General features: G+C 66.1%; 24 protein-coding genes. 11 read left to right on the top strand and 13 right to left on the bottom strand.

Translation table 11 applies throughout. The annotated features are described in order from the left end of the window. Positions 1-7 precede the first annotated feature (7 nt). Positions 8-394 (top strand): DUF1801 domain-containing protein, encoded by a 387-nt coding sequence (locus ACSQ24_RS08230; protein WP_436094215.1) that lies wholly within the window; start codon positions 8-10, stop codon positions 392-394. Here the strand turns inward: ACSQ24_RS08230 and ACSQ24_RS08225 are convergent, their stop codons facing one another. The 3 genes from ACSQ24_RS08225 to ACSQ24_RS08215 are packed head-to-tail and all read right to left on the bottom strand — an operon-like array spanning position 395 to position 1,709. After that, positions 395-1,000, bottom strand: a complete 606-nt coding sequence (locus ACSQ24_RS08225) for an ATP-dependent Clp protease proteolytic subunit (RefSeq protein ID WP_436094214.1) — start codon at positions 998-1,000, stop codon at positions 395-397. A gap of 59 nt (positions 1,001-1,059) precedes the next feature. After that, positions 1,060-1,401, bottom strand: coding sequence for an SRPBCC family protein (locus ACSQ24_RS08220; protein WP_436094213.1), 342 nt, complete (start codon positions 1,399-1,401; stop codon positions 1,060-1,062). After that, on the bottom strand, positions 1,398-1,709 hold the full coding sequence (locus tag ACSQ24_RS08215; protein WP_436097848.1) for an ArsR/SmtB family transcription factor: 312 nt from the start codon (positions 1,707-1,709) through the stop codon (positions 1,398-1,400). Before ACSQ24_RS08215 ends, ACSQ24_RS08220 begins: the two co-directional genes overlap by 4 nt. 177 nt (positions 1,710-1,886) lie before the next feature. Here ACSQ24_RS08215 and ACSQ24_RS08210 point away from each other — a divergent pair, with 177 nt between their 5' ends. Beyond that, positions 1,887-3,416, top strand: a complete 1,530-nt coding sequence (locus tag ACSQ24_RS08210; protein WP_436094212.1) for an acyl-CoA carboxylase subunit beta — start codon at positions 1,887-1,889, stop codon at positions 3,414-3,416. Between the two features lie 140 nt (positions 3,417-3,556). Here ACSQ24_RS08210 and ACSQ24_RS08205 read toward each other — a convergent pair whose 3' ends face one another. Continuing rightward, positions 3,557-4,435 (bottom strand): LysR family transcriptional regulator, encoded by an 879-nt coding sequence (locus ACSQ24_RS08205; protein WP_436094211.1) that lies wholly within the window; start codon positions 4,433-4,435, stop codon positions 3,557-3,559. A 120-nt stretch (positions 4,436-4,555) separates the two neighbouring features. Here ACSQ24_RS08205 and ACSQ24_RS08200 point away from each other — a divergent pair, with 120 nt between their 5' ends. Beyond that, on the top strand, positions 4,556-5,545 hold the full coding sequence (locus ACSQ24_RS08200) for a zinc-dependent alcohol dehydrogenase family protein (RefSeq protein ID WP_436094210.1): 990 nt from the start codon (positions 4,556-4,558) through the stop codon (positions 5,543-5,545). Positions 5,546-5,563: 18 nt separating this feature from the next. Here the strand turns inward: ACSQ24_RS08200 and fabF are convergent, their stop codons facing one another. The 8 genes from fabF to ACSQ24_RS08160 all read right to left on the bottom strand — a co-directional run bounded on the left by fabF (position 5,564) and on the right by ACSQ24_RS08160 (position 13,467). Continuing rightward, positions 5,564-6,829 carry a beta-ketoacyl-ACP synthase II gene (fabF, locus tag ACSQ24_RS08195; RefSeq protein ID WP_436094209.1) on the bottom strand — a complete coding sequence of 422 codons (1,266 nt, stop codon included), beginning with the start codon at positions 6,827-6,829 and terminating at the stop codon, positions 5,564-5,566. A 9-nt stretch (positions 6,830-6,838) separates the two neighbouring features. Then, the gene (locus tag ACSQ24_RS08190) at positions 6,839-7,345 is read right to left on the bottom strand and encodes a winged helix-turn-helix transcriptional regulator (RefSeq protein ID WP_436094208.1); all 507 of its coding nucleotides are present in this window, start codon (positions 7,343-7,345) and stop codon (positions 6,839-6,841) included. A 62-nt stretch (positions 7,346-7,407) separates the two neighbouring features. Further along, positions 7,408-9,207 carry an SPFH domain-containing protein gene (locus ACSQ24_RS08185; protein WP_436094207.1) on the bottom strand — a complete coding sequence of 600 codons (1,800 nt, stop codon included), beginning with the start codon at positions 9,205-9,207 and terminating at the stop codon, positions 7,408-7,410. A gap of 110 nt (positions 9,208-9,317) precedes the next feature. Further along, positions 9,318-10,460, bottom strand: coding sequence for an ABC transporter permease (locus ACSQ24_RS08180; RefSeq protein ID WP_436094206.1), 1,143 nt, complete (start codon positions 10,458-10,460; stop codon positions 9,318-9,320). Continuing rightward, a complete protein-coding gene (locus tag ACSQ24_RS08175; protein ID WP_436097847.1) occupies positions 10,457-11,356 on the bottom strand; it encodes an ATP-binding cassette domain-containing protein in 900 nt (299 codons plus the stop codon). Before ACSQ24_RS08175 ends, ACSQ24_RS08180 begins: the two co-directional genes overlap by 4 nt. Before the next feature lie 29 nt (positions 11,357-11,385). Further along, positions 11,386-12,342 (bottom strand): HlyD family secretion protein, encoded by a 957-nt coding sequence (locus ACSQ24_RS08170; RefSeq protein ID WP_436094205.1) that lies wholly within the window; start codon positions 12,340-12,342, stop codon positions 11,386-11,388. Further along, positions 12,339-13,001, bottom strand: coding sequence for a CerR family C-terminal domain-containing protein (locus tag ACSQ24_RS08165; protein ID WP_436094204.1), 663 nt, complete (start codon positions 12,999-13,001; stop codon positions 12,339-12,341). The genes ACSQ24_RS08170 and ACSQ24_RS08165 overlap by 4 nt, the downstream gene beginning before the upstream one ends. Before the next feature lie 127 nt (positions 13,002-13,128). Further along, positions 13,129-13,467: a hypothetical protein gene (locus ACSQ24_RS08160; RefSeq protein WP_436094203.1), complete on the bottom strand. Its 339-nt coding sequence runs from the start codon at positions 13,465-13,467 to the stop codon at positions 13,129-13,131. 228 nt (positions 13,468-13,695) lie between these two features. On the opposite strand from ACSQ24_RS08160, the gene ACSQ24_RS08155 reads away from it, so the two are divergent. The 5 genes from ACSQ24_RS08155 to ACSQ24_RS08135 all read left to right on the top strand — a co-directional run bounded on the left by ACSQ24_RS08155 (position 13,696) and on the right by ACSQ24_RS08135 (position 21,130). After that, positions 13,696-15,387, top strand: coding sequence for a diguanylate cyclase domain-containing protein (locus ACSQ24_RS08155; RefSeq protein ID WP_436094202.1), 1,692 nt, complete (start codon positions 13,696-13,698; stop codon positions 15,385-15,387). Between the two features lie 229 nt (positions 15,388-15,616). Next, positions 15,617-18,079: a nitrite reductase large subunit NirB gene (gene nirB, locus ACSQ24_RS08150; RefSeq protein WP_436094201.1), complete on the top strand. Its 2,463-nt coding sequence runs from the start codon at positions 15,617-15,619 to the stop codon at positions 18,077-18,079. After that, positions 18,076-18,435 carry a nitrite reductase small subunit NirD gene (gene nirD, locus ACSQ24_RS08145; protein ID WP_436094200.1) on the top strand — a complete coding sequence of 120 codons (360 nt, stop codon included), beginning with the start codon at positions 18,076-18,078 and terminating at the stop codon, positions 18,433-18,435. Before nirB ends, nirD begins: the two co-directional genes overlap by 4 nt. Positions 18,436-18,526: 91 nt before the next feature. Then, positions 18,527-19,339 (top strand): formate/nitrite transporter family protein, encoded by an 813-nt coding sequence (locus ACSQ24_RS08140; RefSeq protein WP_436094199.1) that lies wholly within the window; start codon positions 18,527-18,529, stop codon positions 19,337-19,339. A 54-nt stretch (positions 19,340-19,393) separates the two neighbouring features. Next, positions 19,394-21,130 (top strand): protein kinase domain-containing protein, encoded by a 1,737-nt coding sequence (locus ACSQ24_RS08135; RefSeq protein ID WP_436094198.1) that lies wholly within the window; start codon positions 19,394-19,396, stop codon positions 21,128-21,130. A gap of 433 nt (positions 21,131-21,563) precedes the next feature. Here the strand turns inward: ACSQ24_RS08135 and ACSQ24_RS08130 are convergent, their stop codons facing one another. Next, positions 21,564-22,271 (bottom strand): GntR family transcriptional regulator, encoded by a 708-nt coding sequence (locus ACSQ24_RS08130; protein ID WP_436094197.1) that lies wholly within the window; start codon positions 22,269-22,271, stop codon positions 21,564-21,566. Between the two features lie 157 nt (positions 22,272-22,428). Between ACSQ24_RS08130 and ACSQ24_RS08125 the strand changes: the two genes are divergently transcribed. The 3 genes from ACSQ24_RS08125 (at position 22,429) to ACSQ24_RS08115 (ending at position 26,168) form a co-directional block, all read left to right on the top strand. Further along, complete coding sequence (locus tag ACSQ24_RS08125; RefSeq protein ID WP_436094196.1) at positions 22,429-23,403, top strand: tripartite tricarboxylate transporter substrate-binding protein; 975 nt, start codon at positions 22,429-22,431, stop codon at positions 23,401-23,403. Positions 23,404-23,469: 66 nt separating this feature from the next. After that, entirely contained in the window at positions 23,470-24,546 is a 1,077-nt protein-coding gene (locus ACSQ24_RS08120) for a tartrate dehydrogenase (protein ID WP_436094195.1), read from the top strand. Positions 24,547-24,794: 248 nt separating this feature from the next. Beyond that, positions 24,795-26,168 carry an MBOAT family O-acyltransferase gene (locus tag ACSQ24_RS08115; protein WP_436094194.1) on the top strand — a complete coding sequence of 458 codons (1,374 nt, stop codon included), beginning with the start codon at positions 24,795-24,797 and terminating at the stop codon, positions 26,166-26,168. Positions 26,169-26,368: the final 200 nt, after the last annotated feature.

Below are 26,368 nucleotides of genomic sequence, written 5' to 3'. Positions count from 1 at the left end.
GGCGATGATGCCGGGCGCGCCCAAGGCCGACAACCCGGCCGACTATGTCGCCCAGCTCGATGGCTGGCGGCTGGCGACAGTCGAGGCGTTGCGCGCCGCGGTGAAGGCCGCCGCCCCGCTCGAGGAGCGGATCAAGTGGACGCATCTGGTCTACTTTTCGAACGGTCCGGTGCTGCTGATCCGGGCCGAGGCCGAGCGCGTGCTGTTCGGCTTCTGGCGCGGCAAGCGGTTGCGTGAGATCGAGCCCAGGCTGAAGTCCGGCGGCAAGTTCGAGCTCGCCACCATGGTCCTGCGCGAGGGCGACGCCGTCGATCCGGCGATTGCCGCCGAGCTGGTGCGTGCCGCGGTCGCGCTCAACCGCGAGCTCGGCGACCCCAGCAAGCCGAGCGGGTGATCACGCTGCCGGCGGCGGTTCGGTCATGATCCGGTCGATCAACCCCCATTCCAGCGCTTCCTCGGCGCTCATGAAGCGATCCCGGTCGAGCGCGCGCTCGACCTCCTCCTCGCTGCGCCCGCAATGCTCGGCATAGAGCCTGATCATGCGCCGCTTCGTCTTCTGGATCTCCTCGGCATGGATCAGGATGTCCGAGGCCTGGCCCTGAGCCCCACCCAGCGGCTGGTGGACGTGCAGGCTGGCATTGGGCAGCGCCGCGCGTTCACCCGGCTCGCCCGCCATCAGCAGGAATGAGCCCATCGACCGGGCCGTGCCCATGCAGAGCGTATGCACCGGCGAGCGGATGTAGCGCATCGTGTCGTAGATCGCGAAGCCGCTGGTGACCACGCCGCCAGGCGAGTTGATGTAGAAATGGATCGGTCGTTTCGGATTCTCGGCCTCGAGAAAGAGCAGCTGGGCGCAGATCAGCGACGCCGAGCCGTCATTGACCTCCCCGCTGAGGAAGACGATCCGCTCGCGCAGCAGGCGCGAATAGATGTCGAAGGAGCGTTCCCCGCGAGTCGACTGTTCGACGACCATAGGGACGAGCTGCATCGTGCCGTGCATCGACGACCTCCTCTGTTCGGGACTGTTGGTGACTAGGCTTGTGGGCTAGGCCCGCGCCGTCAGGCGGCGCGCAGCATGAGCGGCTGGTTGCTGTTCGCAGGCGACGGCAGCTGACCCAGCCTTGCATCCGTCAACTGGTGGATGATGCGCAGCTCCGTGCCATCGGCATTCGGCGTGAGCTGGAAGGTCACGACGCTTTCCAGGAAAGGCGGTTCCTCGTCCCTCAGCCGGTAGCGGACCTCCTCCCCCGGCACGGAAGAGAGCGTCTCGACCTCGGCCGGCAGCCATCTCTCGCGGAAAGCTGGAATGCTGAGCGCCCGCCAGACCTTCTTGGGAGGAGCATCCAGTTGATATTCGAAGACCAGCTGCTTCGTCCGATCCTGTGTCTCGATCTCGCTCATTGGTCCATGTCCCGCAGCAGATCCTTGAGAGCATCGACGCGCGCCGGCCAGTAGGCGCGGTATTTCGCCAGCCATTGCGCGATCAAGGCGAGTCCGTCCGGGTCGACCTCGTAATTCACGAAGCGTCCCTGCCGCTCCTTCCGCACCAGCCGCGCAGTGCGCAGCACCGCAAGGTGTTGCGACATTGCCGGCTGGCTGATCGCCATGCCCATACGCAGGGCGCTGGCGTTCATCCCACCTGCCGCGAGCTTCTCGAAGATCGCCCGGCGGGTCGGGTCGGCCAGCGCCTTGAAGATGTCCTGCTCCATGCACAACACATAAGCATACACTTATTTGACTCGCAAGCCCGCACAGCAGCCGCAGTGAGCAGGTCGCGCGCACGATCGCACCCGGCCTTGCACCAAAGCGGGAGGCGCGCCCGATGGACAGCCACGCCTTCCGCCCTTAAGCCGGATAGCGGATTTTGACAGGCTTCCGGGGGCTCCATGAAGGACATTCTCGAACAGCTCGAAGACCGTCGTGCCGGGGCCCGGCAGGGCGGCGGCGAGCGTCGCATCGAGGCGCAGCACAAGCGCGGCAAGCTGACCGCGCGCGAGCGCGTCGAACTCCTGCTCGATCGCGACTCCTTCGAGGAGTTCGACATGTTCGTGCAGCATCGCTGCGTCGATTTCGGCATGGAGAAGGGCGAGAAGATCCCCGGCGACGGCGTCGTCACCGGCTGGGGCACGGTCAACGGCCGCACCGTCTTCGTCTTCTCCAAGGATTTCACCGTCTTCGGCGGCTCGCTCTCCGAGACCCATGCGCAGAAGATCACCAAGATCCAGGACATGGCGCTGAAGATGCGCGCGCCCATCGTCGGCATCTTCGACGCCGGCGGCGCCCGCATCCAGGAGGGCGTGGCAGCGCTCGGCGGCTATGGCGAGGTCTTCAAGCGCAATGTCGCAGCCTCGGGCGTGATCCCGCAGATTTCGGTGATCATGGGCCCCTGCGCCGGTGGCGACGTCTATTCGCCGGCGATGACCGATTTCATCTTCATGGTCCGCGACACCAGCTACATGTTCGTGACCGGCCCGGAGGTGGTGAAGACCGTCACCAACGAGACCGTGACCTCCGAGGAGCTCGGCGGCGCCAAGGTCCATACTTCGAAGTCCTCGGTCGCCGACGGTTCCTTCGAGAACGATGTCGAGGCGCTGCTGCAGGTGCGCCGCCTGATCGACTTCCTGCCGGCCAACAACACCGTCGGCGTGCCGGAATGGCCCTCCTTCGACGTGCCCGACCGGGTCGACATGAGCCTCGACACGCTGGTGCCGGACAATCCGAACAAGCCCTACAACATCAAGGAACTGATCCTGAAGGTCGTCGACGAGGGCGATTTCTTCGAGATTCAGCAGGCTTATGCCGGCAACATCGTCACCGGCTTCGCCCGGATCGAGGGCCGCACCGTCGGCATCGTCGCCAACCAGCCGATGGTGCTGGCCGGCGTGCTCGACTCAGACGCCAGCCGCAAGGCGGCCCGCTTCGTGCGCTATTGCGATGCCTTCGAGATTCCGATCGTCACCTTGGTCGATGTTCCCGGCTTCCTGCCGGGCACCGCGCAGGAATATGGCGGCCTGATCAAGCACGGAGCCAAGCTGCTCTTCGCCTACAGTGAATGCACCGTGCCGCTGGTCACGATCATCACCCGCAAGGCCTTCGGCGGCGCCTATGACGTCATGGCCTCGAAGCATATCGGCGCCGACGTCAACTATGCCTGGCCGACGGCGCAGATCGCGGTGATGGGCGCCAAGGGCGCGGTCGAGATCATTTTCCGCGGCATGGACGCGGATGGCATCGCCGCCAAGACGAAAGAATACGAGGACCGCTTCATGTCCCCCTTCGTCGCGGCCGAGCGCGGCTATGTCGACGAGGTGATCATGCCGCACTCGACGAGGCGGCGGGTCGCCCGCGCGCTGGCGATGCTGCGCACCAAGAGCGTCGAGCGACCCTGGCGCAAGCACGACAATATCCCGCTCTGAACCGCATTTCCGTCATTGCGAGCACAGCGAAGCAATCCAGGGGCGGCAGAGCTCGATGGCTCCCTGGATTGCTTCGCCGCTGCGCTCCTCGCAATGACGGTTCAATCTAATCAAGTATCTCGCCTGACGCCGAGCCCCCATCACATCAGTCCCGGCAATTCGGCCGCCAGCGCGTCGATCGCAAAGCGGATTTTCGGCGGCAGATGTGGTGTCTGCAGCCAGAGCGCATGCACGTCATAGGGCAGCCGCCCCTCGCCCGGCAGCAATTCGACGAGCGCGCCGGCCTGCAGCCGCTCGCGCACGAGCCAGGATGGCAGCCATGCGAGGCCCATGCCGAGCGCAGCTGCATCGGCGATCGCCTCCAGATCGTCGAGCCGCAGCCGATGGCGTGGCATGACCTCCACTGGGCTCCCATCCTCGCGCGGGAACAGCCAGGGGCGGACGCGCCCGGAGCGGCGATAGACCACCGCGTCATGGCCCTCCAGCTCTTCGATCTGCTGCGGCGCTCCGCGGGCGTCGAGATAGGACGGCGCGGCACAGACGATCATGTGCTGACGTGCGACGCGGCGCATCACGAGGTTCGTCGCATCCTGGAGTTCGCCGGTGCGGATGGCAAGGTCGTGCCCGCCTTCGACGAGGTCGACGAAGCCGTCGGCGAAGGCAAGGTCGAGCTCCAGCAGGGGATGGCGCCGGGCAAGATCGAGCAGGATCGGCATCACACACCGCCGGCCGAACAGCACCGGCAGCGCCACCCTTAGCTTGCCGCGCGGCTCGCCCAATTGATCGGCGGCAAGCGCATCGGCCGCCTCGGCCTCGGCGAGAACGGTCCGGCAGCGCTCGTAATAGGCGCGGCCGAACTCGGTCAGGCTCTGCCGCCGCGTCGTGCGATTGAGCAGGCGCACACCAAGGCGCTCCTCCAGGAAGCGGACGTGCTTGCCGACCATCGGCGCTGAGAGGTCGAGCGCCGCTGCGGCCGCGGCGAAGGAGCCAAGATCGGCCGCCCGAACGAACACGGCCATGCTGGTGAGGCGATCCGTCATTCGAAATCAATAGTTCTGATTATCGATCATAGGCCGCAGTTTATCGCGGAATGAACCGCCGCCATAGCTCATTCACTCACCTTGATTTGGATTTAAAGCATGGCACGCATCGTCCGCTTTCACCGCCATGGCGGCCCCGAGGTCCTGACCATCGAGGACATCGCGGTCGCGCCTCCCGGCCCCGGCGAAGTCCAGATCCGGACCAGGGCGCTCGGGCTCAACCGGGCCGAAGCCCTGTTCCGCTCGGAGAGCTATATCGAGCAGGCGCGCTTTCCCTCCGGCATCGGCCTCGAAGCCGCCGGCCTGGTCGAGAGCCTCGGCGGCGCTGTCGAAGGCTTCTCGCCCGGCGATGCCGTCAGCCTGGTGCCGCCGCGCTCGATGGTGCGCTGGCCGGTGCATGGCGAGCTCGTCACCGTTCCCGCCGAACTCGCAATCAAGCACCCACCGACGCTCGGCTGGGAGGCGGCCGCGGCCAGCTGGATGCAATATCTCACCGCCTATGGCGCGCTCATCGACATCGCCCGCCTCGGCCGCGGCGAGTTCGTAGTCATTACAGCGGCGTCGAGCAGCGTCGGCCTCGCCGCGATCCAGATCGCCAACCGGATCGGCGCGATCCCGATCGCGGTGACGCGGACCACGCGCAAGGCGCAGGCGCTACGCGAAGCCGGTGCAGCCCATGTCGTCGCATCGAGCGAAGAAGACGTGGAAGCCAGGCTGAAGGGCATCGCCGGCGAGAGCAGCATCAGGGTGGTGTTCGACGCTGTCGGCGGCCCGGCCTTCCTGCCGCTGACCGCTGCGATGGCGCGCGGCGGCCTGCTGATCAACTATGGCGGCCAGAGCCCCGAGGCGACGCCCTTCCCGCTTTTCAACGTGCTGAGCAAGAGCCTGACGCTGCGTGGCTACCTCGTCCACGAGATCACCGGCGATCCCGAACGTCTCGCAACCGCCAAGGCCTTCATCCTGGGCGGTCTGGGCGATGGCTCGTTGAAGCCGATCATCGCCCGGAGTTTCCCATTCGAGCAGATCGTCGCGGCACACCGCTACCTCGAATCGAACGAACAGTTCGGCAAGGTCGTGCTGACGCTGTGACGACGCGGTCCGCGCTGCTCAGGCCCAGCGCTTGAATACCGCGCTCGCATTCACGCCACCAAAGCCGAAGCCGTTCGAGATCGCGTGCTCCATCGCGAGGGGCCGGGCCACCTTCGCGACGAGGTCGAGCCCGGCCGCATCGTCGTCCGGGTTCTCGAGGTTGAGCGTCGGCGGTGCGATCTGGTCGCGCAGCGCGAGGATGGTGAAGACCGCCTCGAGCCCGCCGGCGGCACCGAGCAGATGGCCGGTCGTCGCCTTCGTCGCGCTGATCGCGATGCCACCCTGATCTCCGAACACGGCCCTGATCGCGGCTAGCTCTCCGCGGTCGCCAACCGGTGTCGAGGTCGAATGGGCGTTGAGGTGGCTGATATCGCCAGGCTTCAAGCCCGCCTGCTTCAGCGCCGTCTCCATCGCCCGGCGCGCGCCCGAGCCATCCTCTGGGCCGGAGGTGATGTGATAGGCGTCGGCGCTGGTGCCGTAGCCGGTCAATTCGGCGAGGATCGTCGCGCCGCGCGCCTGCGCATGCTCGAGCGCCTCGATTACCAGGAGCCCCGCGCCCTCGCCCATGACGAAGCCGTCGCGATCGCGGTCGAACGGGCGCGAAGCCTTCTCCGGCTCGTCATTGAAGCCGGTCGAAAGCGCGCGCGCCGCCGCAAAGCCGCCGAGCGCGACGAGATCGACGCAGGCCTCGCTGCCGCCGCAGAGCGCGATGTCGGCTTCGCCGGCCCGGATCATCCGCGCCGCATCGCCGATCGCCTGCACGCCGGCGGCGCAGGCGGTGACCGGCGCGCCCATCGGACCCTTGAGGCCGTGCTCGATCGAGACCTGGCCGGCGGCGAGATTGACCAAGAAGGATGGAATGGTGAACGGCGAGAGCCGGCGCACGCCACGCTGGTCGGTGGTCCGCACTGCCTCGGCGATCGCAGGAAAGCCGCCGATGCCCGAGGCGATCACCGTCGCGGTGCGCTCGCGCTCGGCCTCGCTCTGCGGCTGCCAGCCGGCCTGCGCCAGCGCCTCCTTGGCGGCGACCAGCGCGAACTGGATGAAGCGATCCATCTTGCGCTGATCCTTCGGCGCGATCGCGACATCGGGATCGAAGCCGCCCTCATTGTCCTCCGCCTTGCTCGGCACGACGCCGGCGACCTTGGCCGGCAAGGTCTCGGCGATCGCGTCGGGCAGGCGGCGCAGGCCCGAGCGGCCGGCAAGCAGGCGCTGCCAGGCGAGCTCGGCCCCGCAGCCCAGGGGCGAGACGACGCCCAGTCCGGTGACGACGATACGACGCATGGAAAGCTCCTAGTTCGACCTGGCTTGGGTGGCTGCGTGGCGCGCAGCGAGGCGCTCGCGCAGCTCGGTACTCGCGCGCGGCCCGGCAATGACGGTAGCACCTTCTGCGGTGACCGGTTGCAAAGTCACCGCGTCGACGACGATCGGCACGATCGGTCGCTGTGTCTCGCGTTCAGCAAGCAGCAGCGAGGCGCCTTCGGGCGCGAGGTGCCGGTTGGCGTAGCCGATCAGCGCCACGACGACCGGAAAGAAATCCCTGCCCTTGTCGGTCAGGACATATTCATAGCGCTTCGGCCGCTCGCTATAGAGCCGTCGCTCGAACAAGCCGCTCTGGGTGAGATGCTTCAGCCGGCGCGCCAGCATGTTCGGCGCAATGCCGAGGCTGCGCTCGAACTCGTCGAAGCGGGAGAGCCCCTGCAGCGCATCGCGCAGGATCAGGATGCTCCACCACTCGCCGACGGTCTCGACCGCGCGGGCGCAGGGACATTCGGCAAGCGGGGCGAGCTTGGGCTGCATGGCCCAGTCCCGCTACCGCAGTCACTTTTATTTTGCAAGCAACTACCAGGCGACGGCCTAGCTTACCGCGCGCCGCTGGTATTCCTCGCAGGCGTCCCCGCGCCGGTCAAAGCGCTCGACAATAGCGCCGCAGCGCCGGCGAGCCCATCGCCACCGCCGGTGACGACCGTGTTCGGCACCAGACGGCCGACCAGGTTCACCAGCTCCGGCTTCTTTTCCAGCGTCGCCAGCACCTTCTCCAGCGCCTGCAGATAGGCGACGCGATCCTGGCCGAGGACATTGGCCTGCGCGTTCTGGCCCTTGGCCAGCTCTTCCAGATAGCCGCGCTCGGCCTGCCCCAGAAGCTGGCGCTCCTTCTGGCGCTGCTCGGCGACCTGGACGCCGATCTGCGCGGCGACGAATTCACGCTGCTGGTCGGCACGGGCGCGGGCCGCCTCGGTGTCGAGGCGGACCTTCTGCGCCTCGGTCTCGCGGGAATAGGCGCGCGAGAGCTGCTCGGCGAGTTGCTCGCGCAGGCGCGAGACCAGCAGTTCCGGCGGAATCGACGGCTCGCCCATCCGGACTTCCTTGATCTCGATGCCGGCCTTGCGCCCTTCGATCCGGATCTGCTGCTCGATCGTGCTTTCGAGCGCATCGCGATTGTCGATCAGGTCGAGCACGCGGGTCGGCCGGGTCTGGAACTGGCCGGGCGCGAGCTCGCCGGCGGCGTTGCGGACCGGCACCCGGATCGAGGATCCCGCGACGTTGCGGACGATCGAGCGGATCGTCGGCGTCAGGATGCGGTCCTCGATCTGCTCCAACCCGCCGACGCCGCCGACCACGACTGGGGCGTTCTCCGGTGGCACCTGGACGACGACGCGCAGCTCGACCGGGATGTCCCAGCCCTCGATCTTGACGAAGATCGCCTCGTCGGCCGCGCCCTTCGGCGTCGGTTGTTCGACGAAGCGCTCGACCTGGCGGATGCGGCCCTGATCGTCGACGGCGAGATCGATGATGCGCTTGCGGAAACCGCCGCGATACTCCCAGGTCTGCACGCGGGTATCGACCTGCGTCATCTCATAGGCCTGATGGTTGAGATAGTACGCCCCTGGCAACAGCACGCTGCGCCAGATGCCGACGCAACCCATCGGCACGACCGGCACGACGATCGCGTCGGACGTATCGGCTGTCTGCACCTTCTCCTCACGGCAGGCAACGCCGGGCGCGGCGACGTTCGACTTGATCACCCCGACGAAGCCGGCCGGCACGATGCTGGCCACCGTGCGGTTGTTGATCTCGACATCGAAGAGATAGCGGTTGAGCCGGTAGACGCCCGGCTTCAGCACAGTCTCCTGCGCGCCGCGCAGGCCTCCCGAGGTCAGGAAGGTACGCGCGTCGAGCATGCCGGCGACCTTGTCGTCGGGAATTGCCGGCGCCATGAACACGCCTGATGGCAAAGCGAGGCCGTCCTTGGCGACGAGCCGGCCATAGCTGCCGTTCGGTATGGTGACGAGATCGAGCTGCTCGACCTGGTTGAGCACGTTGACGAAGGGGATGAAGTGGAAGCCGGGCCCGAGCAGGTCGGCCTGCGGTCCCTTCTGGCCATCGATCGCGATGATCTTGCCGGTCGGCAGGTCGGAGCCGCCATAGATGCGCTTGAGATGCCCCGCCTCGTTGGGGCCGACCACGACATAGGAGGTGGACGCGAACAGGAAGACGGCGATCAGCACGGCGGCGATCGCAGCCATGTTGAAGCCGGTGCGGCGCTTCAGTGAAGCTCCTTCCCGCTCGGCGATAACGGCGTTCGGGTCGCCGCGGCGCGCCAGCAGACCGAAGATCACGGCGAGCAGGACTGCCAAAAGCGTCAGGATCAGGATCAGCATGGCGCAATCGGCTTCCTAGCGATGGGATCGGCAAGGGACCGTTCGCTTGACGCTTAGTCAAGCGGATTCGCGTGCTTAGCCGGCACCGGACAACTCCTCCGATCGAGCGATCAATCCAGCGTGCTCCTGAATCGCATCAGCGCGATGCCGGCATAAAGCGGCACGAAGGCGGAGAGGTAGATGACCTCCGTGCCGATATCGCCAAGGTCCGCGCCCTTCAGCATGATCGCGCGCACCACGCGCAGGAAATGCGTCAGCGGGAAGATCTCCCCGAGCCACTGCGCCCAGAGTGGCATGCCGGCATAGGGGAACATGAAGCCTGACAATAGCAGCGAAGGCAGAAAGAAGAAAAAGGTCAGTTGCATCGCCTGGAGCTGCGTGCGCGCCATGGTCGAGATCGTGTAGCCGAGCAGCACCAGCGCCAGCACGAAGATCAGGACGCAGGTCAAGAGCAGCGCGAGGCTGCCGAGGAAGGGCACGCCGAACAGCAGCTTCGCTGCGCTCAGGACCACCGCGACCTGGACGCTGCCAACCGCGAGATAGGGCAAGACCTTGCCGAGCATGATCTCGCCCGGCGTCGCCGGCATGGCGAGCAGGTTCTCCATGGTGCCGCGCTCGATCTCGCGGGTCAGCGCCATCGCCGTCATCATCACCATGGTCATCTGCAGGATGACGCCGAGCAGGCCCGGTACGATATTGTACTGGGTGATCCCCTCCGGATTGTAGCGCCGGTGCACCACGAAGGAGAGCGCGCTCTCGCTCTGCTCGCGCTTCAGCTCCTCGGTGCCGAGCGCCCGCGTCAGCGCCCGGCTGGCGATGGTCTGCAGCGCGCCGACCGCGTTGCTGGACGCCGCTGGATCGGTCGCATCGGCCTCGACCAGGATGCGCGGCTCGTCGCCGCGCTCGACGCGCATGCCGAAATCGCTGGGGATGGTGACGAGGAAGGAGACCGCGCCGCGTGCCATCAGGCTCTCGGCCTCGGCCGCGCTCTCCGGCCGCTTGCCGAAGCGGTAATAGCCGGAGACCTCGAGCGCCGCGACGACCGAGCGGGTATAGCGGTCCTGCCCCAGCGCCAGAACCGCCGCCGGCAAGCCCTTGGGATCGTTGTTGATGGCATAGCCGAACAGCAGGAGCTGGACGATCGGCACCACCAGCATCATCGTGAAAGTGATGCGGTCGCGCCGCATCTGCACGAACTCCTTGGCCAGTACGGCCCCCAGCCGGCCTGCAGACAAAAGGGCGATCGCGCTCATGCCGCTCTCCCCTCGGCTTGGGCCTTCGCCATGAACTGGATGAAGACGTCTTCGAGGCTGGTCGTGTCCGGCTCGATACGAAGGCCGGGGCGGTTCTTGAGCGGCGCCAGCGCCTGCTCCAGCTTCTCCTTGTCGGTGCCGACGACATGCAGCGTCGTCCCGAAGGGCGCGACCTGCTCGACGCCGTCGGTCTTGGCGAGGTCGGCGATCTCGGCCGGCTTCAGTGCGCCATGGACGACATAGGTCGAGAGACCCGAGCCCTGGACGACTTCCTCAACAGTCCCGGTCGCCAGCATCTTGCCATAGGCGATGTAGCCGATGCGGTGGCAGCGCTCGGCCTCGTCCATGTAATGGGTCGAGACCAGCACGGTCAGCCCATCGCCGGCGAGCCGGTGGATCTCGTCCCAGAACTCGCGCCGCGCCTTGGGATCGACGCCGGCGGTCGGCTCGTCGAGCAGCAGCAGTCTGGGCTGGTGCATGATGCAGGCGGCGAGCGCGAGCCGCTGCTTCCAGCCGCCCGAGAGCGTGCCGGCGAGCTGGTCCTTGCGCGAGGTCAGGCCGAGATTGTCGAGCGTGCGCGCCACGGCCTCGTCGACCGGCTTCAGGGCATAGAGCCGGGCGACGAAGGTGAGGTTCTCCTCGATCGTCAAATCCTCGTAGAACGAGAACTTCTGGGTCATGTAGCCGACCTGGAGCTTGATCTGCGCACTCTGCGTGCGGACATCCAGGCCTAGCACGGTGCCCTCACCGGCATCGGGCGTGAGCAAACCGCAGATCAGCCGGATCGTCGTGGTCTTGCCGGAGCCGTTCGGCCCGAGGAAGCCGACGATCTCGCCCCGCCGAACCGTCAGGTCGACATTGTCGACCACGGTGCGCTTGCCGAAGCGCTTGGTCATCCCGCGCACATCGATGACGTTGCCGTCGCTCACCGCCGCCCCCGCAGCATGACGTCGACGATCTGGCCGGGCTGGAGCCGCGCCGCCGGGCCGCCTTCGGGCCGCGCCTCGACGAGATAGACCAGCTTCTGGCGGGTCTCGGTCGAATAGATCACCGGCGGGGTGAATTCCGGCTCCTGCGAGACATAGGAGACGGTGGCGGAAAGCCCCTGCGGACAGCCCGAGCAGCGTACGTCGAGCCGGGTGCCGACGGTGGTGCCGAAGAGCAGCGCCTCCGGGACATAGAGCATCAGCTTGACCGCGCCGTCGGGCAGGATGGTCAGCGCCGGCGCCGATGGTCCGGCGAGCTCGCCGGGATGACGGATGAGATCGGTGACGATGCCGGCTGCCGGTGCCATCAGCTTGCGCTGGCCGAGCCGCCAGTTGGCCTGGTCGAGCGCGGCCTGCGCCTGCGCCACCTGGTTGCGCATCGCCCTGATCTCCGCCTCGCGCGCCGCCAACCGGGCGACCTCGAGATTGGCGGCAGTCTCGCGCACCCGTGACGTGGCGACGTCGCGCGCCGTCTGGGCCTGATCGAGATCGGCCTGGGTCGAGACGCCGCGGCGGAACAGGTCCTGCCGGCGCTCCAGCGCCCGCTCGGCCTCGCGCTCCTGCGCCTTGGCCGAGACAGCCGTCGCCTCGATCACTGCGATCTCTTCCGGCCGCTTGCCGCTGAGCAGGTTGGTGAGCTGCGCCTGCGCCTGGACCAGTCGCGCCTCGCTCTCGGCCGCGGCATTGCGGGCATCGTCCGCCTGCAGTTCGGCGAGCAGCGCGCCGGGCGCGACACGCTCGCCGCGACGGACCGCGACACTCTCGATCCGCGCCGTATCGATCGGCCCGATCCGGACATACTCGCCCTCGACATAGCCGACGACGCGGGTCGAGGGCGGGGCGCAGACGCTGAGCGAGGCGGCAATGGCGAAGGAGCAGATGAAGTCGAGGATCATGACGCCTCTCCCCTGCAGGCGAGGATGCTGGCGCGAACCGAGCGCCTGATGGTTTCAGCGATCGCGCGTGCTTGTTCGGGGCCGATCCTGTCCCAGCCCATGCGCCGGGTCACCGCCGGCCGGGCAATGCGGAAATAGACGAGTTGGCCGATCGCAGCGAAGACGGCGAGCCGCGTCGCCGGCGCCTCCGGCTCCATGCCGGTCGCCGCCGCCCAGACCTGGCAGACTCGCCGATGCACCGGCTCGAACAGCCCGCCATAGATCGTGTCGAACGCCGGACTCGGCGTGAACATCTCGCGCACGACGAAGCGGGCGATCATCTCGCTCTCCGGCGCCGTCGTCAGGAAGGCGATCATGCGGTCGATCAACGCGAGCAAATGTTCGGTCGCGACGTCGCGATCGGCCGCAATCGGGGCAGTCGGCTCCCCGCCCATCAGCACTGCCTGCATCCGGGCGATGATCGCCTCGGCACAGGCCTTCCTCAGCCCGTCCTTGCCGCCGAAATGATAGGCGATGCCGGCGCTGTTGACCTTCGCCGCCTGAGCGATCTCGCGCGTCGAGGTCGCGTCGAAGCCGTTGCGGCCGAACAGGTCGAGCCCGGCCCGGATCAGCGCCTGCCGGGTGCCTTCGGCGTCCTTGAGGATGGAAGTGCGTGCCATGACGAAAACCAATAGCACGGCGTTACGATTAAATCAATCGATTGATTGAATCTAAGCGCTGGAGCCCGCGCGCTTGGCCGCATGACTCTCAAGCCGCAAAGTGCCTGTCACCAACACGCGTATTCTGTCACCGCGGCGCGTCCAGTTTGTCACTGGCGCGGATCACCTCCGAGGCCTCACCGATGTCGCGAACCGCATCGGTGAGCTCGGCGCGAATGGCAATGGCCGCCTCGATATCCGCCGCCGCGGCGCCGACAACGCCGCTCGTTGCGTCGGTTTCGCGACGAATCTGGCCGACACTGTCTGCGAGGCGGCGGGAGCATATCTCGACGGACGAGATATCCTCGCTGGCGTAAGCAACGCGCGAGACGGCACTGGTCAGAGAACCATGCGTCGCCTCCGCAATGGTACGCAGCATGACGGCTGCCTCGGTCATGCGTTCCGCCGAGTTCATGAAGGCGTTCATGATGTCGCCCACCTCATCGCGGAAGCCGCGCGCACGTGCCTCAGCAGACTCCCTGCGGTCCTCGTCGCGGGCAGTCAGATGGACTGCGAATGCTGCCGCTGTTAGCGGTCGGCTCAGAGGGCTGTTTGATCCACAAGGAAAACGGATCCGGAATTTTTGGTAAATCGCAATTTCAGCACGTAGTTACCAGTAACTATGTAAAATTGCGCGTTCTCCTGCAATATTCCATTGATCGACAACTCTCTGCTGCGCTGCGATACCCCATCGTCAAGCTTCAAATCGAGCCGCAAGGCCGGGCGACGATTCCTGGCGTCAACTGCTGTAACGGCAAGGCTGCGCATGTTCATCCGGATTTTGGATTGCATACGGACCGACCATGATCCCAAGCTCGTTCTTCTGGCGGTCCTCGTCTCGCTCGTCTCGGGGTTCACCGTTTTTGCCATTCTCGACCACGCCCGCGCGCAACAAGGTGGGGCGCGGCATGGCTGGTCGCTCATAGCGGCCTGCGTTGCAGGTGGCGGCATATGGTCCACCCATTTTGTCGCGATGCTCGGCTTCGCCCCCGCGACTGCCGTCAGCTACGACATCACGCTGACGCTCGCCTCCGCGCTGCTGAGCATCGTGATCGCCGGCATCTCCATGCCCCTCTTGATATCGACGGCTCTCCCATGCGCCCTCGTCGGCGCTGTCGTACTCAGCGCGGCCATTGCTGCCATGCACTTCACCGGCATGCGAGCGCTGCTGTTCGCGGGCACGTTCGCTTGGGAACCTGCTCTGGTCGCGCTTTCCGTGAGCTCCGCTGGCCTGTTGGTCAGCGCCGCCATCTTCATCGAACGTCTCGCCAACAGGCGGAGGCACAGACTGGTCGCCGCAACGCTATTTGGCGCGGCCGTCTGCTGCCTCCATTTCACCGCGATGGCCGCCGCCGTTGTCAAGACGGACCCGACCCTCGCCGTTTCGGACGAAGGCCTGTCGGAGTTTCTGCTTGGGCTTTCGGTCGCCTTCGTGGCGTCGGTGATCGTGGCTCTCAGTCTGGTGGCGATCGTCTTCGACAAGCGCGCTCACAGGGCGTCCGCCGATGCGGACCAGATGCGAAACATCATCGAGGCGGCACAGACCAGCATCGTCGTATGCGAGAACCAGAAAGTGATCGCAACAAACCGGACCTTCGAGCAACTGGTCGGCCTCGATCAGGCGGAGATCGAAGGGACCCCCCTGACGGATTTTATCGCCAAACCTGCACTGACCAACGACCGCAGCAATAACTGCCTCAGGGGAGTTGAGGCGCAGTTAGTGACGGCCACCGGCGCCCTCATCGATGTTGCGCTGAGCGCCACGCCGATCCTGTCCAGCGGCGCCCCGCGACTATTGGTCGAGATCCGCGACATCCGCGTGGAGAAGGCCGCGCGCGAGCACATGACCTATCTTGCAAACCACGACGCACTGACGGGCTTACCGAATCTTCGGCTGTTCCGCAGCGAACTTCGAAGGGCCATCGACATCGCCGCCGCGTCCAGTGACGAGTTCGGTCTCCTGTGGCTCGACCTCGACCATTTCAAGAGCGTGAACGATACCTATGGGCACGCCGTGGGCGATGTTCTCCTCCGCTCGGTCGCCGGGCGGTTCCGTTCGCTCCTGGGAGAGCGGCACCTATTGGCCCGGGTAGGTGGCGATGAATTCGTGGTCTTGTGCCGGCCCGGGCAAAAAAGCTCCGACCCGGCGGCCCTGGCCCTGCGGCTGCTGGAGGCGATGGTCGAACCGGTCCCGATAAACAACAAGAAAATCGACGTTGCCTTGTCGATCGGTCTGGCGGTTTTTCCGCACGACGCGGATTCGCTCGATGCCCTCATGCACAAGGCTGATACAGCGCTTTACGAAGCCAAGAAGATGGGCCGCAACTGTTGGAGGCGCGCTGCCTGAATTGGTCAACATTGCTCAATATTTCGCCTCGACTTGCCCAAATAGTTGCCCATCCGGCCCTGCCTTCTAAAAAATTGTCGAATTTGAAACCATTGCGCTCGCCCAGGAGCTTGGCACGGATCTTGTTTAGGGTGCGGCGTCCCGCTGCAATGAGGCAGCGCCATTCCTGAGGCTCGATTGCGCAGCGCCGCGCGATCCAGCCAGGATCTCTCCTACATTCTGGATTTCCATGACCAAGCAGTCGCTTGTTGTGGTCGGCAACGGCATGGCGCCCGGCCGGGCGCTGGAGAAGCTGTTCGAGGCTGCCCCCGACGCCTACAAGGTGACGGTCTTCAACGCCGAGCCGCGCGTCAATTACGATCGCATCATGCTCTCGCCGGTGCTGGCGGGTGAGAAGTCCTATGAGGACATCGTCATCCATGGCGACGGCTGGTACATCAAGCACGGCGTGACCCTCTACAAGGGCCACAAGATCGTGGCGATCGACCGTGCCGCGAAGACCGTGACCTCGGAGCATGGCGAGACGGTCGCCTACGACAAGCTGATCGTCGCGACCGGCTCGAACCCGATCATGATTCCCGTGCCCGGCCATCAGCTGCCCGGCGTGTTGAGCTATCGCGATCTCGACGACGTCCACGCCATGATGGTCGCGGCCAGGCCGGGCGCGCGCGCCGTGGTGATCGGTGGCGGCCTGCTCGGGCTCGAGGCGGCGGCAGGTCTGCAGATGCAGGGCATGGACGTCACCGTGCTGCATCTGATGCCGACCCTGATGGAGCGCCAGCTCGACACCGCCGCCGGCTATCTGCTGCAGCGCTCTCTCGAAAGCCGCGGCATCCGCGTCCACTGCAAGGCCAACACGCAGGAGATCGTCGGCGAGAAGCGCGTTACCGGAGTGCGCCTCGACGACGGCACGCTCTATCCGGCCGACATCGTCGTGATGGCGGTCGGCATCCGGCCGAATGCCGGGCTCGCCGGGGAGGCCGGACTCGCCGTCAATCGCGGCATCGTCGTCTCGCCCGACATGCGCACCTCCGACCCCGACATCTTCGCGCTCGGCGAATGCGCCGAAGCCGCCGGCCAGGTCTTCGGCCTCGTTGCGCCGCTCTACGAGATGGCCGGCGTGGTGGCGAAGAACCTGCTCGGCGACGCGGCCGAGTTCCACCCGAGCGCGACGGCGACCAAGCTCAAGGTCACCGGCATCGACCTCTACTCGGCCGGCGATTTCGCCGAGGCCAAGGACCGCGAGGAGATCGTGCTGCGCGACCCGACGCGCGGCGTCTACAAGCGCCTCGTCCTCAAGGAGAACCGCATCCTCGGCGCGGTGCTGTACGGCGACGTCGCCGACGGTGCCTGGTTCTTCGACATGATCAAGCGCAGCGTCGACGTCGCGGAAATGCGCGAGACTCTGATCTACGGCCAGGGCTATCAGGGCGGCGGCGCGCTCGACCCGCTGGCGGCGGTCGCGGCGCTGCCGGACGAGGCCGAGATCTGCGGCTGCAACGGCGTCTGCAAGGGCAAGATCACCGACACGATCAGCGAGCTCGGCCTGAAGAGCCTCGACGATGTCCGCGCCCACACCAAGGCTTCGGCCTCCTGCGGCTCCTGTACCGGCCTTGTCGAGCAGGTGATCAGGCTCACCATCGGCGATGCCTACAATCCCGCCGCGGTCCAGCCGATGTGTGGCTGCACCGAGCTCGGCCATGACGATGTCCGGCGCCTGATCAAGGCCAAGCAGCTGAAGTCTATCCCGGCGGTGATGCAGGAGCTCGGCTGGAAGAGCTCCTGCGGCTGCGCCAAATGCCGGCCGGCGCTGAACTACTATCTCGTCTGCGACTGGCCGGGCGAATACGAGGACGACAGCCAGAGCCGCTACATCAACGAGCGCGTCCACGCCAATATCCAGAAGAACGGCACCTATTCGGTGGTGCCGCGCATGTTCGGCGGGCTGACTAGCGCTAAGGAACTGCGCGCCATTGCCGATGTCGTCGACAAGTTCGCGATCCCGACGGTGAAAGTCACCGGCGGGCAGCGCATCGACCTGCTCGGCATCAACAAGGAGGACCTGCCCGCCGTCTGGGCCGATCTCAACGCCGCCGGCATGATCTCGGGTGCTGCCTACGCCAAGGGCCTGCGCACGGTGAAGACCTGCGTCGGCTCGGAGTGGTGCCGCTTCGGCACCCAGGATTCGACCGGCCTCGGGGTCAAGATCGAGAAGTTCATGTGGGGCTCGTGGACGCCGGCCAAGCTCAAGATGGCGGTTTCCGGCTGCCCGCGGAACTGCGCCGAAGCGACCTGTAAGGATATCGGCGTGATCTGCGTCGACTCCGGCTACGAAATCCATTTCGCCGGTGCCGCCGGGCTCGACATCAAGGGCACCGAGGTGCTCGGCCATGCCGCGACAGAGGAGGAGACGATCGAGATCGTCGCCGCCCTGACCCAGCTCTATCGCGAGCAGGGCCGCTATCTCGAGCGCATCTACAAATGGGCCAAGCGCGTCGGCATCGACAGCGTCAAGGCGGCGATCATGGACGACACGGAGCGGCGCCGCGCCCTGTTCGAGCGCTTCGTGCTCAGCCAGAGCTATGTCCAGACCGACCCGTGGGCCGAACGCGTCGCCGGCAAGGACGCGCACGAGTTCGCGCCCTTGGCCGCCTTCGGCGCGGCGCGGCATGCCGAGTGGAGGCTGTCATGAGCGCGAGCGCGAATGATGCCGTCGTGATCGACTGGATCGCCGTCGGCAGCGCCGACGATATCCCGCTGCGCGGCGCCCGCGTTGTCACGGCGGCGAGTGGCGACATCGCCGTCTTCAAGGCGGCCGACGGCGCGATCTTCGCGCTGCGCGACCGCTGCCCGCACAAGGGCGGTCCGCTGAGCCAAGGCATCGTCCACGGCCATGGCGTGACCTGCCCACTGCACAACTGGGTAATCAGCCTGCAGACCGGCGAAGCCCAGGGCGCGGACAAGGGCTGCGTGCCAAAGATCCCGGTCCGGATCGAGGACGGCAAGGTGCTGCTGCCGGCCGCGGTGCTGGCGGCGTTCGCCGCCTGAGCGGCGCGCGGCAAGCAACACGATTCCATCGAATTCGTGCCGGCAGGTGCCGGCGCGCGACATCTCACACAAACGCCTCTGGGGAGCACTCATGGCCTATCTCGTTCCGTCCGAATTCGTGACCAAGATGGTCGACGCCGGCGAATCCAAGATCTTCATGTCGACGCGCGATACGATCATCCGAGCCTATATGGCCGGCGCCATCCTGGCCCTCGCCGCCTGGTTCTCGATCACGATCATCGTGCAGACCGGCATCCCGCTCGTCGGAGCTATCCTGTTTCCGGTCGGCTTCTGCATGCTCTATCTGTTCGGCTTCGACCTGCTGACCGGCGTGTTCGTCCTGTGCCCGCTTGCCTTGCTCGACAAGCGGCCGGGCGTGACCTTCAAGGGGGTGCTACGCAACTGGGGTCTCGTGTTTCTCGGCAACTTCGGCGGCGCCTTCACCGTCGCGGTGATGGCGGCGATCGTCACCACCTTTGGCTTCTCCAAGGAGCCCGACAAGGTCGGCGTCATGCTGGGCCACATCGGCGAAGGCCGCACGCTGGGCTACGCCTCGGCCGGCGCCGCCGGCATGCTGACGTTGTTCGTCCGCGGCATGCTCTGCAACTGGATGGTTTCGGCCGGCGTGGTCGGTGCCATGATCTCCACCACCGTCACGGGCAAGGTGCTCGCGATGTGGATGCCGATCATGCTGTTCTTCTTCATGACCTTCGAGCATTCGATCGTGAACATGTTCCTGTTCCCCTCGGGCCTGCTGCTGGGCGGGAAGTTCACATGGTTCGACTACATCTTCTGGAACGAGATCCCGACCGTGGTCGGCAATCTCGTCGGCGGCCTCGCGTTCACCGGGCTGACGCTTTACGCCACGCACATCCGCACCGCGCCGAAGCGCGCCTTCGAATGAGCACTGCGCCGGGCCTCGCCACCCTGCGGCGGGGCCCTGCCGGTATGGCAAGCGATGTCGCATAGACTGACGATCTCGGTCGGCCAGCATTCCGACAAGGGACGCAAGGAGACCAATCAGGACTTCCATGGCGCCCTGATCCCGGAGGAGCCGCTCCTCGGCCTCAAGGGCATCGCGGTCGCGCTGGCCGATGGCATCAGCAGCAGCAGCGTCAGCCGGATCGCCGCCGAATCCGCGATCAAGAGCTTCCTGACCGACTATTACTGCACCTCCGAGGCCTGGTCGGTGAAGACCTCGGCGCAACGCGTCATCGCCGCGACCAATTCCTGGCTGCACGCGCAGACACGCCGCAGCCAGTATGCCTATGAGCGGGACAAGGGCTATGTCTGCACGTTGAGTGTGCTGGTGCTGAAATCGGCCAGCGCCCATCTCTTCCATGTCGGCGATTCCAGGATCTACCGCCTGGCCGGCAACTCGCTGGAGCAGCTGACCGACGACCATCGTGTCGGTGTCTCCTCCGAGCAGAGCTATCTCGCGCGAGCGCTCGGCGCGAACCCGCAGATCGAGATCGACTACCAGAAGCTGACGCTCGCAAGGGGCGACGTCTTCATGCTGGCGACCGACGGGGTCTACGAGCATGTCGCGCCACGTTTTGTCGCCGGCACCATCGCCGGGAATGCGCAGGATCTCGACCGCGCCGCGCAACTGATCGTCGAGGAGGCCTATCGCAACGGTAGCCCGGACAATCTGACCATCCAGATCGTCCGCATCGACGACCTGTCAGAGGGCGATGCCGGCGAGGCGCTCGGGCAGCGTTCCGAACTGCCGCTGCCGCCCCTGCTGGAGGCGCGCATGCTGTTCGACGGCTACCGGATCGTCCGGCAGCTGCATGCCAGCAACCGCAGCCATATCTATCTCGCCGTCGATCTCGACGACGAGAGCCTGGTGGTGCTGAAGATCCCCTCGATCGACCTGCGCGGTGACCCGGACTATCTCAGGCGCTTCATGCTCGAAGAATGGGTCGCGCGGCGCCTCGACAGCGCCCATGTGCTCAAGCCGCGCCTGCAATCGCGCGCCCGCAACTATCTCTACGTGGCCACCGAATTCGTCGACGGCCAGACCCTGGCGCAGTGGATGATCGACAATCCCCGGCCCGAGCTGGAGACTGTACGCGGCATCGTCGAGCAGATCGCGCGAGGCCTGCTCGCCTTCCACCGCAAGGAGATGCTGCATCAGGACCTGAGGCCGGCCAACATCATGATCGACAAGACCGGGACGGTGAAGATCATCGATTTCGGCTCGACGCGGGTGGCAGGAGTGGCCGAGGCGAGCCCGGCGGGGGCGGAAGCGATCCTCGGCACGGCGCAGTATACGGCACCGGAATGTCTCCTCGGCGAAGGCGGCTCGCCGCGCTCCGACCTCTACTCGCTCGGTGTCATCGCCTATGAGATGCTGACCGGGCGCTTGCCCTACGGTGCCGAGATGGCCAAGGCCAGGACCAGATCGCAGCAGCGCAAGGTGCATTACGCGACAGCTCTCGACGAGAGCCGCGAGCTCCCGGCCTGGATAGACGCAGCCCTCGGGAAGGCAGCGAGTCCGGATCCGGACAAGCGCTACGATCTGCTCTCCGAGTTCATTTATGATCTGCGCCATCCGAACCGGAATCTCATGTCTACGGAACGGACGCCGCTTCTTCAGAAAAACCCACTTCTGTTCTGGAAACTCTGTTCGCTGGTTCTCGCCGTTCTGGTCCTTTGCCTGCTCTACCTGCAAGTCCCCGGCCGGCACTGAATAACCGATTGGAGTGGGAGTGATCCGAAGAAAGGTTTCATCAGTGAATATACAACTGACGCCGTTGACCGCCCCTTCACCGATTCTGCGATGACTTGAGGAGCGCCTGTGGCGCCGGCGGAGATGTCCGGTTTGGGACGGAAGCTCAACGTCCGCTCCTGACGCCCGGCCGACGAATAGCCGTTATGGGACGCAACGGCTGGGTGGATGGAAATCGGAACCAGTTCAGGGCGCCCTGTGGCGACCTGCTATTGCCGTAACCTTCTTGAGCAAACCATCTGACCTGAGGTGAATTTGGGGCGAGCTTTGCTGGTCGCTGTGACCGGTCGGCCACATGCTCGCTGGCACACTCACGCTGACGGGCGTCAGCACTTTCTTATGCTGAGGTGACGAACTCGATGCATTTTGAAAATTACGCTAAGCCGCCGGACGATCAGAGCTGGCGCAGGCCGATATGCTCGATCAGGGGAACGATCTCGTCGCGCGCGGCGACGCGATGAGCGCGGGCGCTGCGATGCGCCTCCCCGGCATCGCCGGCGCGCACGGCCGCAATGATCAGGCGATGCGCCTGCGCCGAACCGATCGGCCGCGCCCGCAGCTTCAGGGTCAGCATGCGGGCGCGGTGCGCCTGGTCCGTCACCGTCTGGGCGATGCGGCGCAGGCGGCCATTGCCGCAGCGCTCGACCAGCAGGCGATGGAAGAGATCGTCGGCCTCGGCCCAGCCCGGCAGATAGTCACGCGCCAGCGCCGCCTCCATGGCGGTGGTCGCCGCCTCCAGCTCGTCGGCCACAGTCGCGCGAGCAGCGTCGGACAAAACTGCCAGCAGTTCCGCCGCCATCGATTCCACGGCGATGACGACCTCGTAGATCTCGCGAATGTCCTGCGGCGCGAGCGGGCAGATCAGCACGCCGCGCTTTGACAGGACGCGGACCAGCCCGTCTTCCTGCAACCGGATGATCGCCTCGTGCACGGGCGTGCGGCTCATGCCGAGCCTAACCGCGATCTCCTGCTCCGAGCCCTGGTAGCCGGGCGCAAAAACGGTGTCGCGGATCGCCTGCTTCAGCGCGGCATAGGCCTCGTCGACCAGCGAACCTCGCTTGACTCCAGCATCCGAAATATCCGCGCGCACAAGCTCGACCATGGTCCCTCCAACGGCCGATTGAGCACATGGGATTATTTCCATGCAAGTAAGAATGGAACCTTGACATCGCGCCTTCCCGCGATGACGATCAACCATGCAAACTTCCATGGAAGAGAAGTCGAAGCGCACCAACAGCGCCGGCATAGGGAGAGAAGCAATGAAGCGAATGCTGTTCGCGCTGGCCTGCGGGCTGGCTGCATCGACGCCGGCTGCGGCGCAAACCACCTATCCAGCTCGGGCGATCACGCTGGTCGTCCCCTTCGCCGCCGGCGGCACCACCGATATCGTCGCCAGGCTGATGGCCGATCATATGGGTCGCACGCTCGGCCAGTCGGTCGTGGTTGAGAACGTCGCCGGCGCCGGCGGCACCACCGGAGCCTCGCGCGTCGCCAAGGCGACGCCGGATGGCTACACGCTGCTGATGGGCAATCTCGGCACGCAGGCCGCGAGCGTCGGGCTCTATCCCAAGCTCGCCTATGATCCGCGCACCGATTTCGAGCCGGTGATGAACTCGGCCTCGACGCCGATGCTGGTGGTCGCCAAGAAGGACCTGCCGGTCAAGGATTTCCGCGAATTCGTCGTCTATCTCAAGGCCAACGCGGAGAAGCTGAACTACGGCTCCGGCGGCGTCGGCTCGACCTCGCATTTGACCTGCCTCTTCCTCGACTCGCTGCTCGGCACCAAGCCGCAGCACGTCCCCTTCCGCGGCTCCGGACCGGCGCTCAATGCCCTGCTCGGCGGCCAGGTCGACTATGTCTGCGACCAGACCGTCGCGATCGTCCCGACCGTGCAGGCCAAGGAGGGCAAGGGCCTCGTCGTCGCGGTCAAGGATCGGCTTTCGGTCATTCCCGATGTTCCGACCTCGGCCGAGCAGGGGTTGCCGCAGTTCCAGGCGACCGGCTGGAACGCGATGTTCGCGCCCAAGGGCACGCCGAAGGCGATTGTCGAACGACTGAACGCCGCCGCGCGTGCCGCGCTCAAGGATGAGGCGACGCGCAAGCGCTTCCTCGATCTCGGCGCCGAACTGCCCGACGAGGCCGGCCAGACCCCGGCCGCGCTCGGCGAGCTCGTCCGCAGCGAGATCGACAAATGGGTGCCGGTCATCCGCAATGCCGGCGTGACGGTGCAGTAATCACCAGGCAGCGTCCGCCCCAAGCGGGCGCTGCATCCTCATAGCCTGAAACTATTGGACAATAGCATGCGCACGCACAGGATCGCCACCATCGGCGGGGACGGCATCGGCCCCGAGGTCATCGCCGCCGGACTTCAGACCCTGGAGGTCTGCGCCGAGCGCGATGGCGGCTTCCGCCTCGATGTCGAAGCCTTCGACTGGGGCTCCGACTATTATCGCAAGCATGGCGTGATGATGCCGGCTGATGGCGCCGACCAGCTGCGAGCCTTCGACGCGATCTATTTCGGTGCTGTGGGCGCGCCGGATATTCCCGATCATCTGACGCTGTGGGGCCTCAGGCTCGCGATCTGCCAGCCGCTCGACCAGTACGCCAATGTCCGCCCGACCCGCATCCTGCCGGGGATCGTGAGCCCGCTGCGCCACGTCTCCGGCCCCGAGCTCGACTGGGTGATCGTGCGCGAGAACTCGGAGGGCGAATATTCCGGCGTCGGCGGCCGCGTCCACAAGGGCTTGCCGGAGGAAGTCGCGACCGACGTCGCCATGTTCACCCGCGCCGGCGTGACCCGGATCATCCGCTACGCCTTCGAGATCGCCCGCTCGCGGCCGCGCAAGCTCCTGACCGTCGTCACCAAGTCGAACGCCCAGCGCCACGGCATGGTGATGTGGGACGAGATCGCTGCCGAGGTCGCGAAGGGTTTCCCGGATGTCAGCTGGGACAAGATGCTGGTCGACGCGATGACCATGCGCATGACGCTGAAGCCCGAGACGCTCGACACCATCGTCGCGACCAATCTCCATGCCGACATCCTCTCCGACCTCGCCGCGGCGCTCGCCGGCTCGCTCGGCATCGCGCCGACAGCGAATCTCAATCCCGAGCGCAAGACGCCGTCCATGTTCGAGCCGATCCATGGCTCGGCCTTCGACATCACCGGCAAAGGCATCGCCAATCCGGTCGCGACCTTCTGGACCGGCGCGATGATGCTGGAGCATCTCGGCGAGAAGGCCGCCGCCGCCCGGCTGATGCGTGCCGTCGAGCGCATCACAGCCGACCCTGCCCTGCACACGCCCGACCTCGGCGGCAAGGCGACGACGAAGCAGGTGACGGAGGCGGTTTGCGAGGCGCTCAGAGGCGACAACATCTGAACGGCTCGACGCTTCTCCCTCCCCCCGCTTGCGGTGGGGAGGGTTGGGGTGGGGGGCAGTGCCGCTCGGCGAAATGATGAAGGAAAGGGCTCCGGCTTTCCGGCCCCCATCCCTAACCCTTCCCCACCGCAAGCGGGGGGAAGGGAACGCGGAAGCGCCGAACGTCTGCATCTAACCTACCACCCCGACCATGACAGCGGGCACGTAATCGTCTAAGGCGGCCCTCTCCCGCCGCCCTCACCCGCCCGATGCTGTTCAACTCCTTCGCCTTCCTGCTCGGCTTCCTGCCGCTGGCGCTCGCCCTGCACTGGCTGGTCGAGCGCTTTGCGCCGGCCTGGCGGCTGCCATTGCTCGCGGCGCTCTCCTTTGCCTTCTATGGCTGGTGGGACTGGCGCTTCGTGCCGCTGCTCGCCTTCTCGATCCTGCTCAACTGGCTGATCGCCGAGGCCTTCCTGAAGACGAAGCGCGGGGCGCTGATCACCCTCGCCATCGCGATCAACCTCGCCATCCTGGCGCTGTTCAAATACTTCAACTTCTTCGCCGATCTTACTGCGATGATTCCAGGATTGCCGACAGCGAAGCTCGACCTCGCGCTGCCGCTCGGCATCTCCTTCTTCACCTTCCACCATGTGATGTACCTGACCGATCTGCGCCGGGGCGAGGCGCCGCGCTACGATCTCGTCCGCTACGCGCTTTACATCGCCTTCTTCCCGCAGGTGCTGGCCGGGCCGCTGGTGCGCTGGCGCGAGATCATGCACCAGCTCGATGAGCGGCCTTACCTCAGGCCGGATGCGGCCGAGCGCATCGCCCGCGGCATCATGCTGCTGACGATCGGCCTGGCGAAGAAGGTGCTGCTCGGCGATCCCCTGGCCGAATACGCCAATCCGGTCTTCGCCGCGGCGGCGGCCGGCGAGGCCCTGAGCATGGCGCAGGCCTGGCAGGGCACCCTCGCCTTCACCTTCCAGATCTATTTCGACTTCTCCGGCTACACCGACATGGCGCTCGGCCTCGCTTTGCTGTTCGGCATCGTGCTGCCGCAGAACTTCGACGTGCCCTATCGCGCCGTCAGCCTGCAGGATTTCTGGCGGCGCTGGCACATGACGCTGTCGCGCTTCCTGCGCGACTATCTCTACATCCCGCTCGGCGGCTCGCGGCACGGACTGCCGCTGCAGCTCTGGGCACTGTTCGCCACCATGGCGCTCGGCGGCCTCTGGCACGGCGCCGGCCTCAACTTCGTCGCCTGGGGCGTGGCGCATGGCGTCGTGCTCGCCATCGGCGTGCTCTGGCGCCGCGCCGGTTTGCCGATGCCGCAGCTGCTCGGCTGGGCGCTGACCTTCCTCTTCGTCGCCTTCTGCTGGGTGCTGTTCCGCACCACCTCGTTCGAGGCGGCGCTCGCGATCTACAAGGGCATGCTCGGCCTCGGCCCGGTCGGCACCGGCTTCAAGTGGCGCGCGTTTCTGCCCGCGATCGCGGTCGCGATGATCGGCCCCACCGCCTGGGTGGCAGTCCACAAGGCGCCCGCGGCGCGCTGGCTCGCCGTCCTCACCGCGATCCTCTTCGTGCTGGTCCTGCTCAAGATCGGCGACGACGCCAATTACGAGTTCATCTACTTCCAGTTCTGACGCGCGCTGGGGCGGCTTCAGCCGCGTCTCGGCGATCCTCGGAAACTCCCATCCAGCTGGGCCTCGCGGAGCTTTTGAAGGGAAGAACCGGCGCCCCTTCACCTCGTCAGCGCCCCGCCCTGGCTCCCCGAAGTCCGGGCCGACACGGCTGCCGCGCCACCTATGTCAAGCCAGCCGAGAGCCGACCGAAAACTGCTCTC

This window comes from Allobosea sp. LjRoot237, from assembly GCF_964253285.1.
GTDB lineage: Bacteria > Pseudomonadota > Alphaproteobacteria > Rhizobiales > Beijerinckiaceae > Allobosea.
This window is presented reverse-complemented; position numbering and strand designations above follow the sequence as displayed.

What these genes read in the sequence shown, in the direction of transcription:
- ACSQ24_RS08205 (WP_436094211.1), bottom strand. Translation starts at nt 4,435, where the DNA reads ATGGCCGTGTTCGTTCGGGCGGCCGATCTTGGCTCCTTCGCCGCGGCC.
- ACSQ24_RS08230 (WP_436094215.1), top strand. Translation starts at nt 8, where the DNA reads ATGCCGGGCGCGCCCAAGGCCGACAACCCGGCCGACTATGTCGCCCAG.
- ACSQ24_RS08135 (WP_436094198.1), top strand. Translation starts at nt 19,394, where the DNA reads ATGTCGCATAGACTGACGATCTCGGTCGGCCAGCATTCCGACAAGGGA.
- ACSQ24_RS08215 (WP_436097848.1), bottom strand. Translation starts at nt 1,709, where the DNA reads ATGGAGCAGGACATCTTCAAGGCGCTGGCCGACCCGACCCGCCGGGCG.
- ACSQ24_RS08180 (WP_436094206.1), bottom strand. Translation starts at nt 10,460, where the DNA reads ATGAGCGCGATCGCCCTTTTGTCTGCAGGCCGGCTGGGGGCCGTACTG.
- ACSQ24_RS08225 (WP_436094214.1), bottom strand. Translation starts at nt 1,000, where the DNA reads ATGCACGGCACGATGCAGCTCGTCCCTATGGTCGTCGAACAGTCGACT.
- fabF (WP_436094209.1), bottom strand. Translation starts at nt 6,829, where the DNA reads ATGCGTCGTATCGTCGTCACCGGACTGGGCGTCGTCTCGCCCCTGGGC.
- ACSQ24_RS08120 (WP_436094195.1), top strand. Translation starts at nt 23,470, where the DNA reads ATGCGCACGCACAGGATCGCCACCATCGGCGGGGACGGCATCGGCCCC.
- ACSQ24_RS08160 (WP_436094203.1), bottom strand. Translation starts at nt 13,467, where the DNA reads ATGAACGCCTTCATGAACTCGGCGGAACGCATGACCGAGGCAGCCGTC.
- ACSQ24_RS08130 (WP_436094197.1), bottom strand. Translation starts at nt 22,271, where the DNA reads ATGGTCGAGCTTGTGCGCGCGGATATTTCGGATGCTGGAGTCAAGCGA.
- ACSQ24_RS08190 (WP_436094208.1), bottom strand. Translation starts at nt 7,345, where the DNA reads ATGCAGCCCAAGCTCGCCCCGCTTGCCGAATGTCCCTGCGCCCGCGCG.
- ACSQ24_RS08140 (WP_436094199.1), top strand. Translation starts at nt 18,527, where the DNA reads ATGGCCTATCTCGTTCCGTCCGAATTCGTGACCAAGATGGTCGACGCC.
- ACSQ24_RS08170 (WP_436094205.1), bottom strand. Translation starts at nt 12,342, where the DNA reads ATGATCCTCGACTTCATCTGCTCCTTCGCCATTGCCGCCTCGCTCAGC.
- nirB (WP_436094201.1), top strand. Translation starts at nt 15,617, where the DNA reads ATGACCAAGCAGTCGCTTGTTGTGGTCGGCAACGGCATGGCGCCCGGC.
- ACSQ24_RS08115 (WP_436094194.1), top strand. Translation starts at nt 24,795, where the DNA reads ATGCTGTTCAACTCCTTCGCCTTCCTGCTCGGCTTCCTGCCGCTGGCG.
- ACSQ24_RS08175 (WP_436097847.1), bottom strand. Translation starts at nt 11,356, where the DNA reads ATGACCAAGCGCTTCGGCAAGCGCACCGTGGTCGACAATGTCGACCTG.
- ACSQ24_RS08220 (WP_436094213.1), bottom strand. Translation starts at nt 1,401, where the DNA reads ATGAGCGAGATCGAGACACAGGATCGGACGAAGCAGCTGGTCTTCGAA.
- ACSQ24_RS08200 (WP_436094210.1), top strand. Translation starts at nt 4,556, where the DNA reads ATGGCACGCATCGTCCGCTTTCACCGCCATGGCGGCCCCGAGGTCCTG.
- nirD (WP_436094200.1), top strand. Translation starts at nt 18,076, where the DNA reads ATGAGCGCGAGCGCGAATGATGCCGTCGTGATCGACTGGATCGCCGTC.
- ACSQ24_RS08125 (WP_436094196.1), top strand. Translation starts at nt 22,429, where the DNA reads ATGAAGCGAATGCTGTTCGCGCTGGCCTGCGGGCTGGCTGCATCGACG.
- ACSQ24_RS08165 (WP_436094204.1), bottom strand. Translation starts at nt 13,001, where the DNA reads ATGGCACGCACTTCCATCCTCAAGGACGCCGAAGGCACCCGGCAGGCG.
- ACSQ24_RS08185 (WP_436094207.1), bottom strand. Translation starts at nt 9,207, where the DNA reads ATGCTGATCCTGATCCTGACGCTTTTGGCAGTCCTGCTCGCCGTGATC.
- ACSQ24_RS08210 (WP_436094212.1), top strand. Translation starts at nt 1,887, where the DNA reads ATGAAGGACATTCTCGAACAGCTCGAAGACCGTCGTGCCGGGGCCCGG.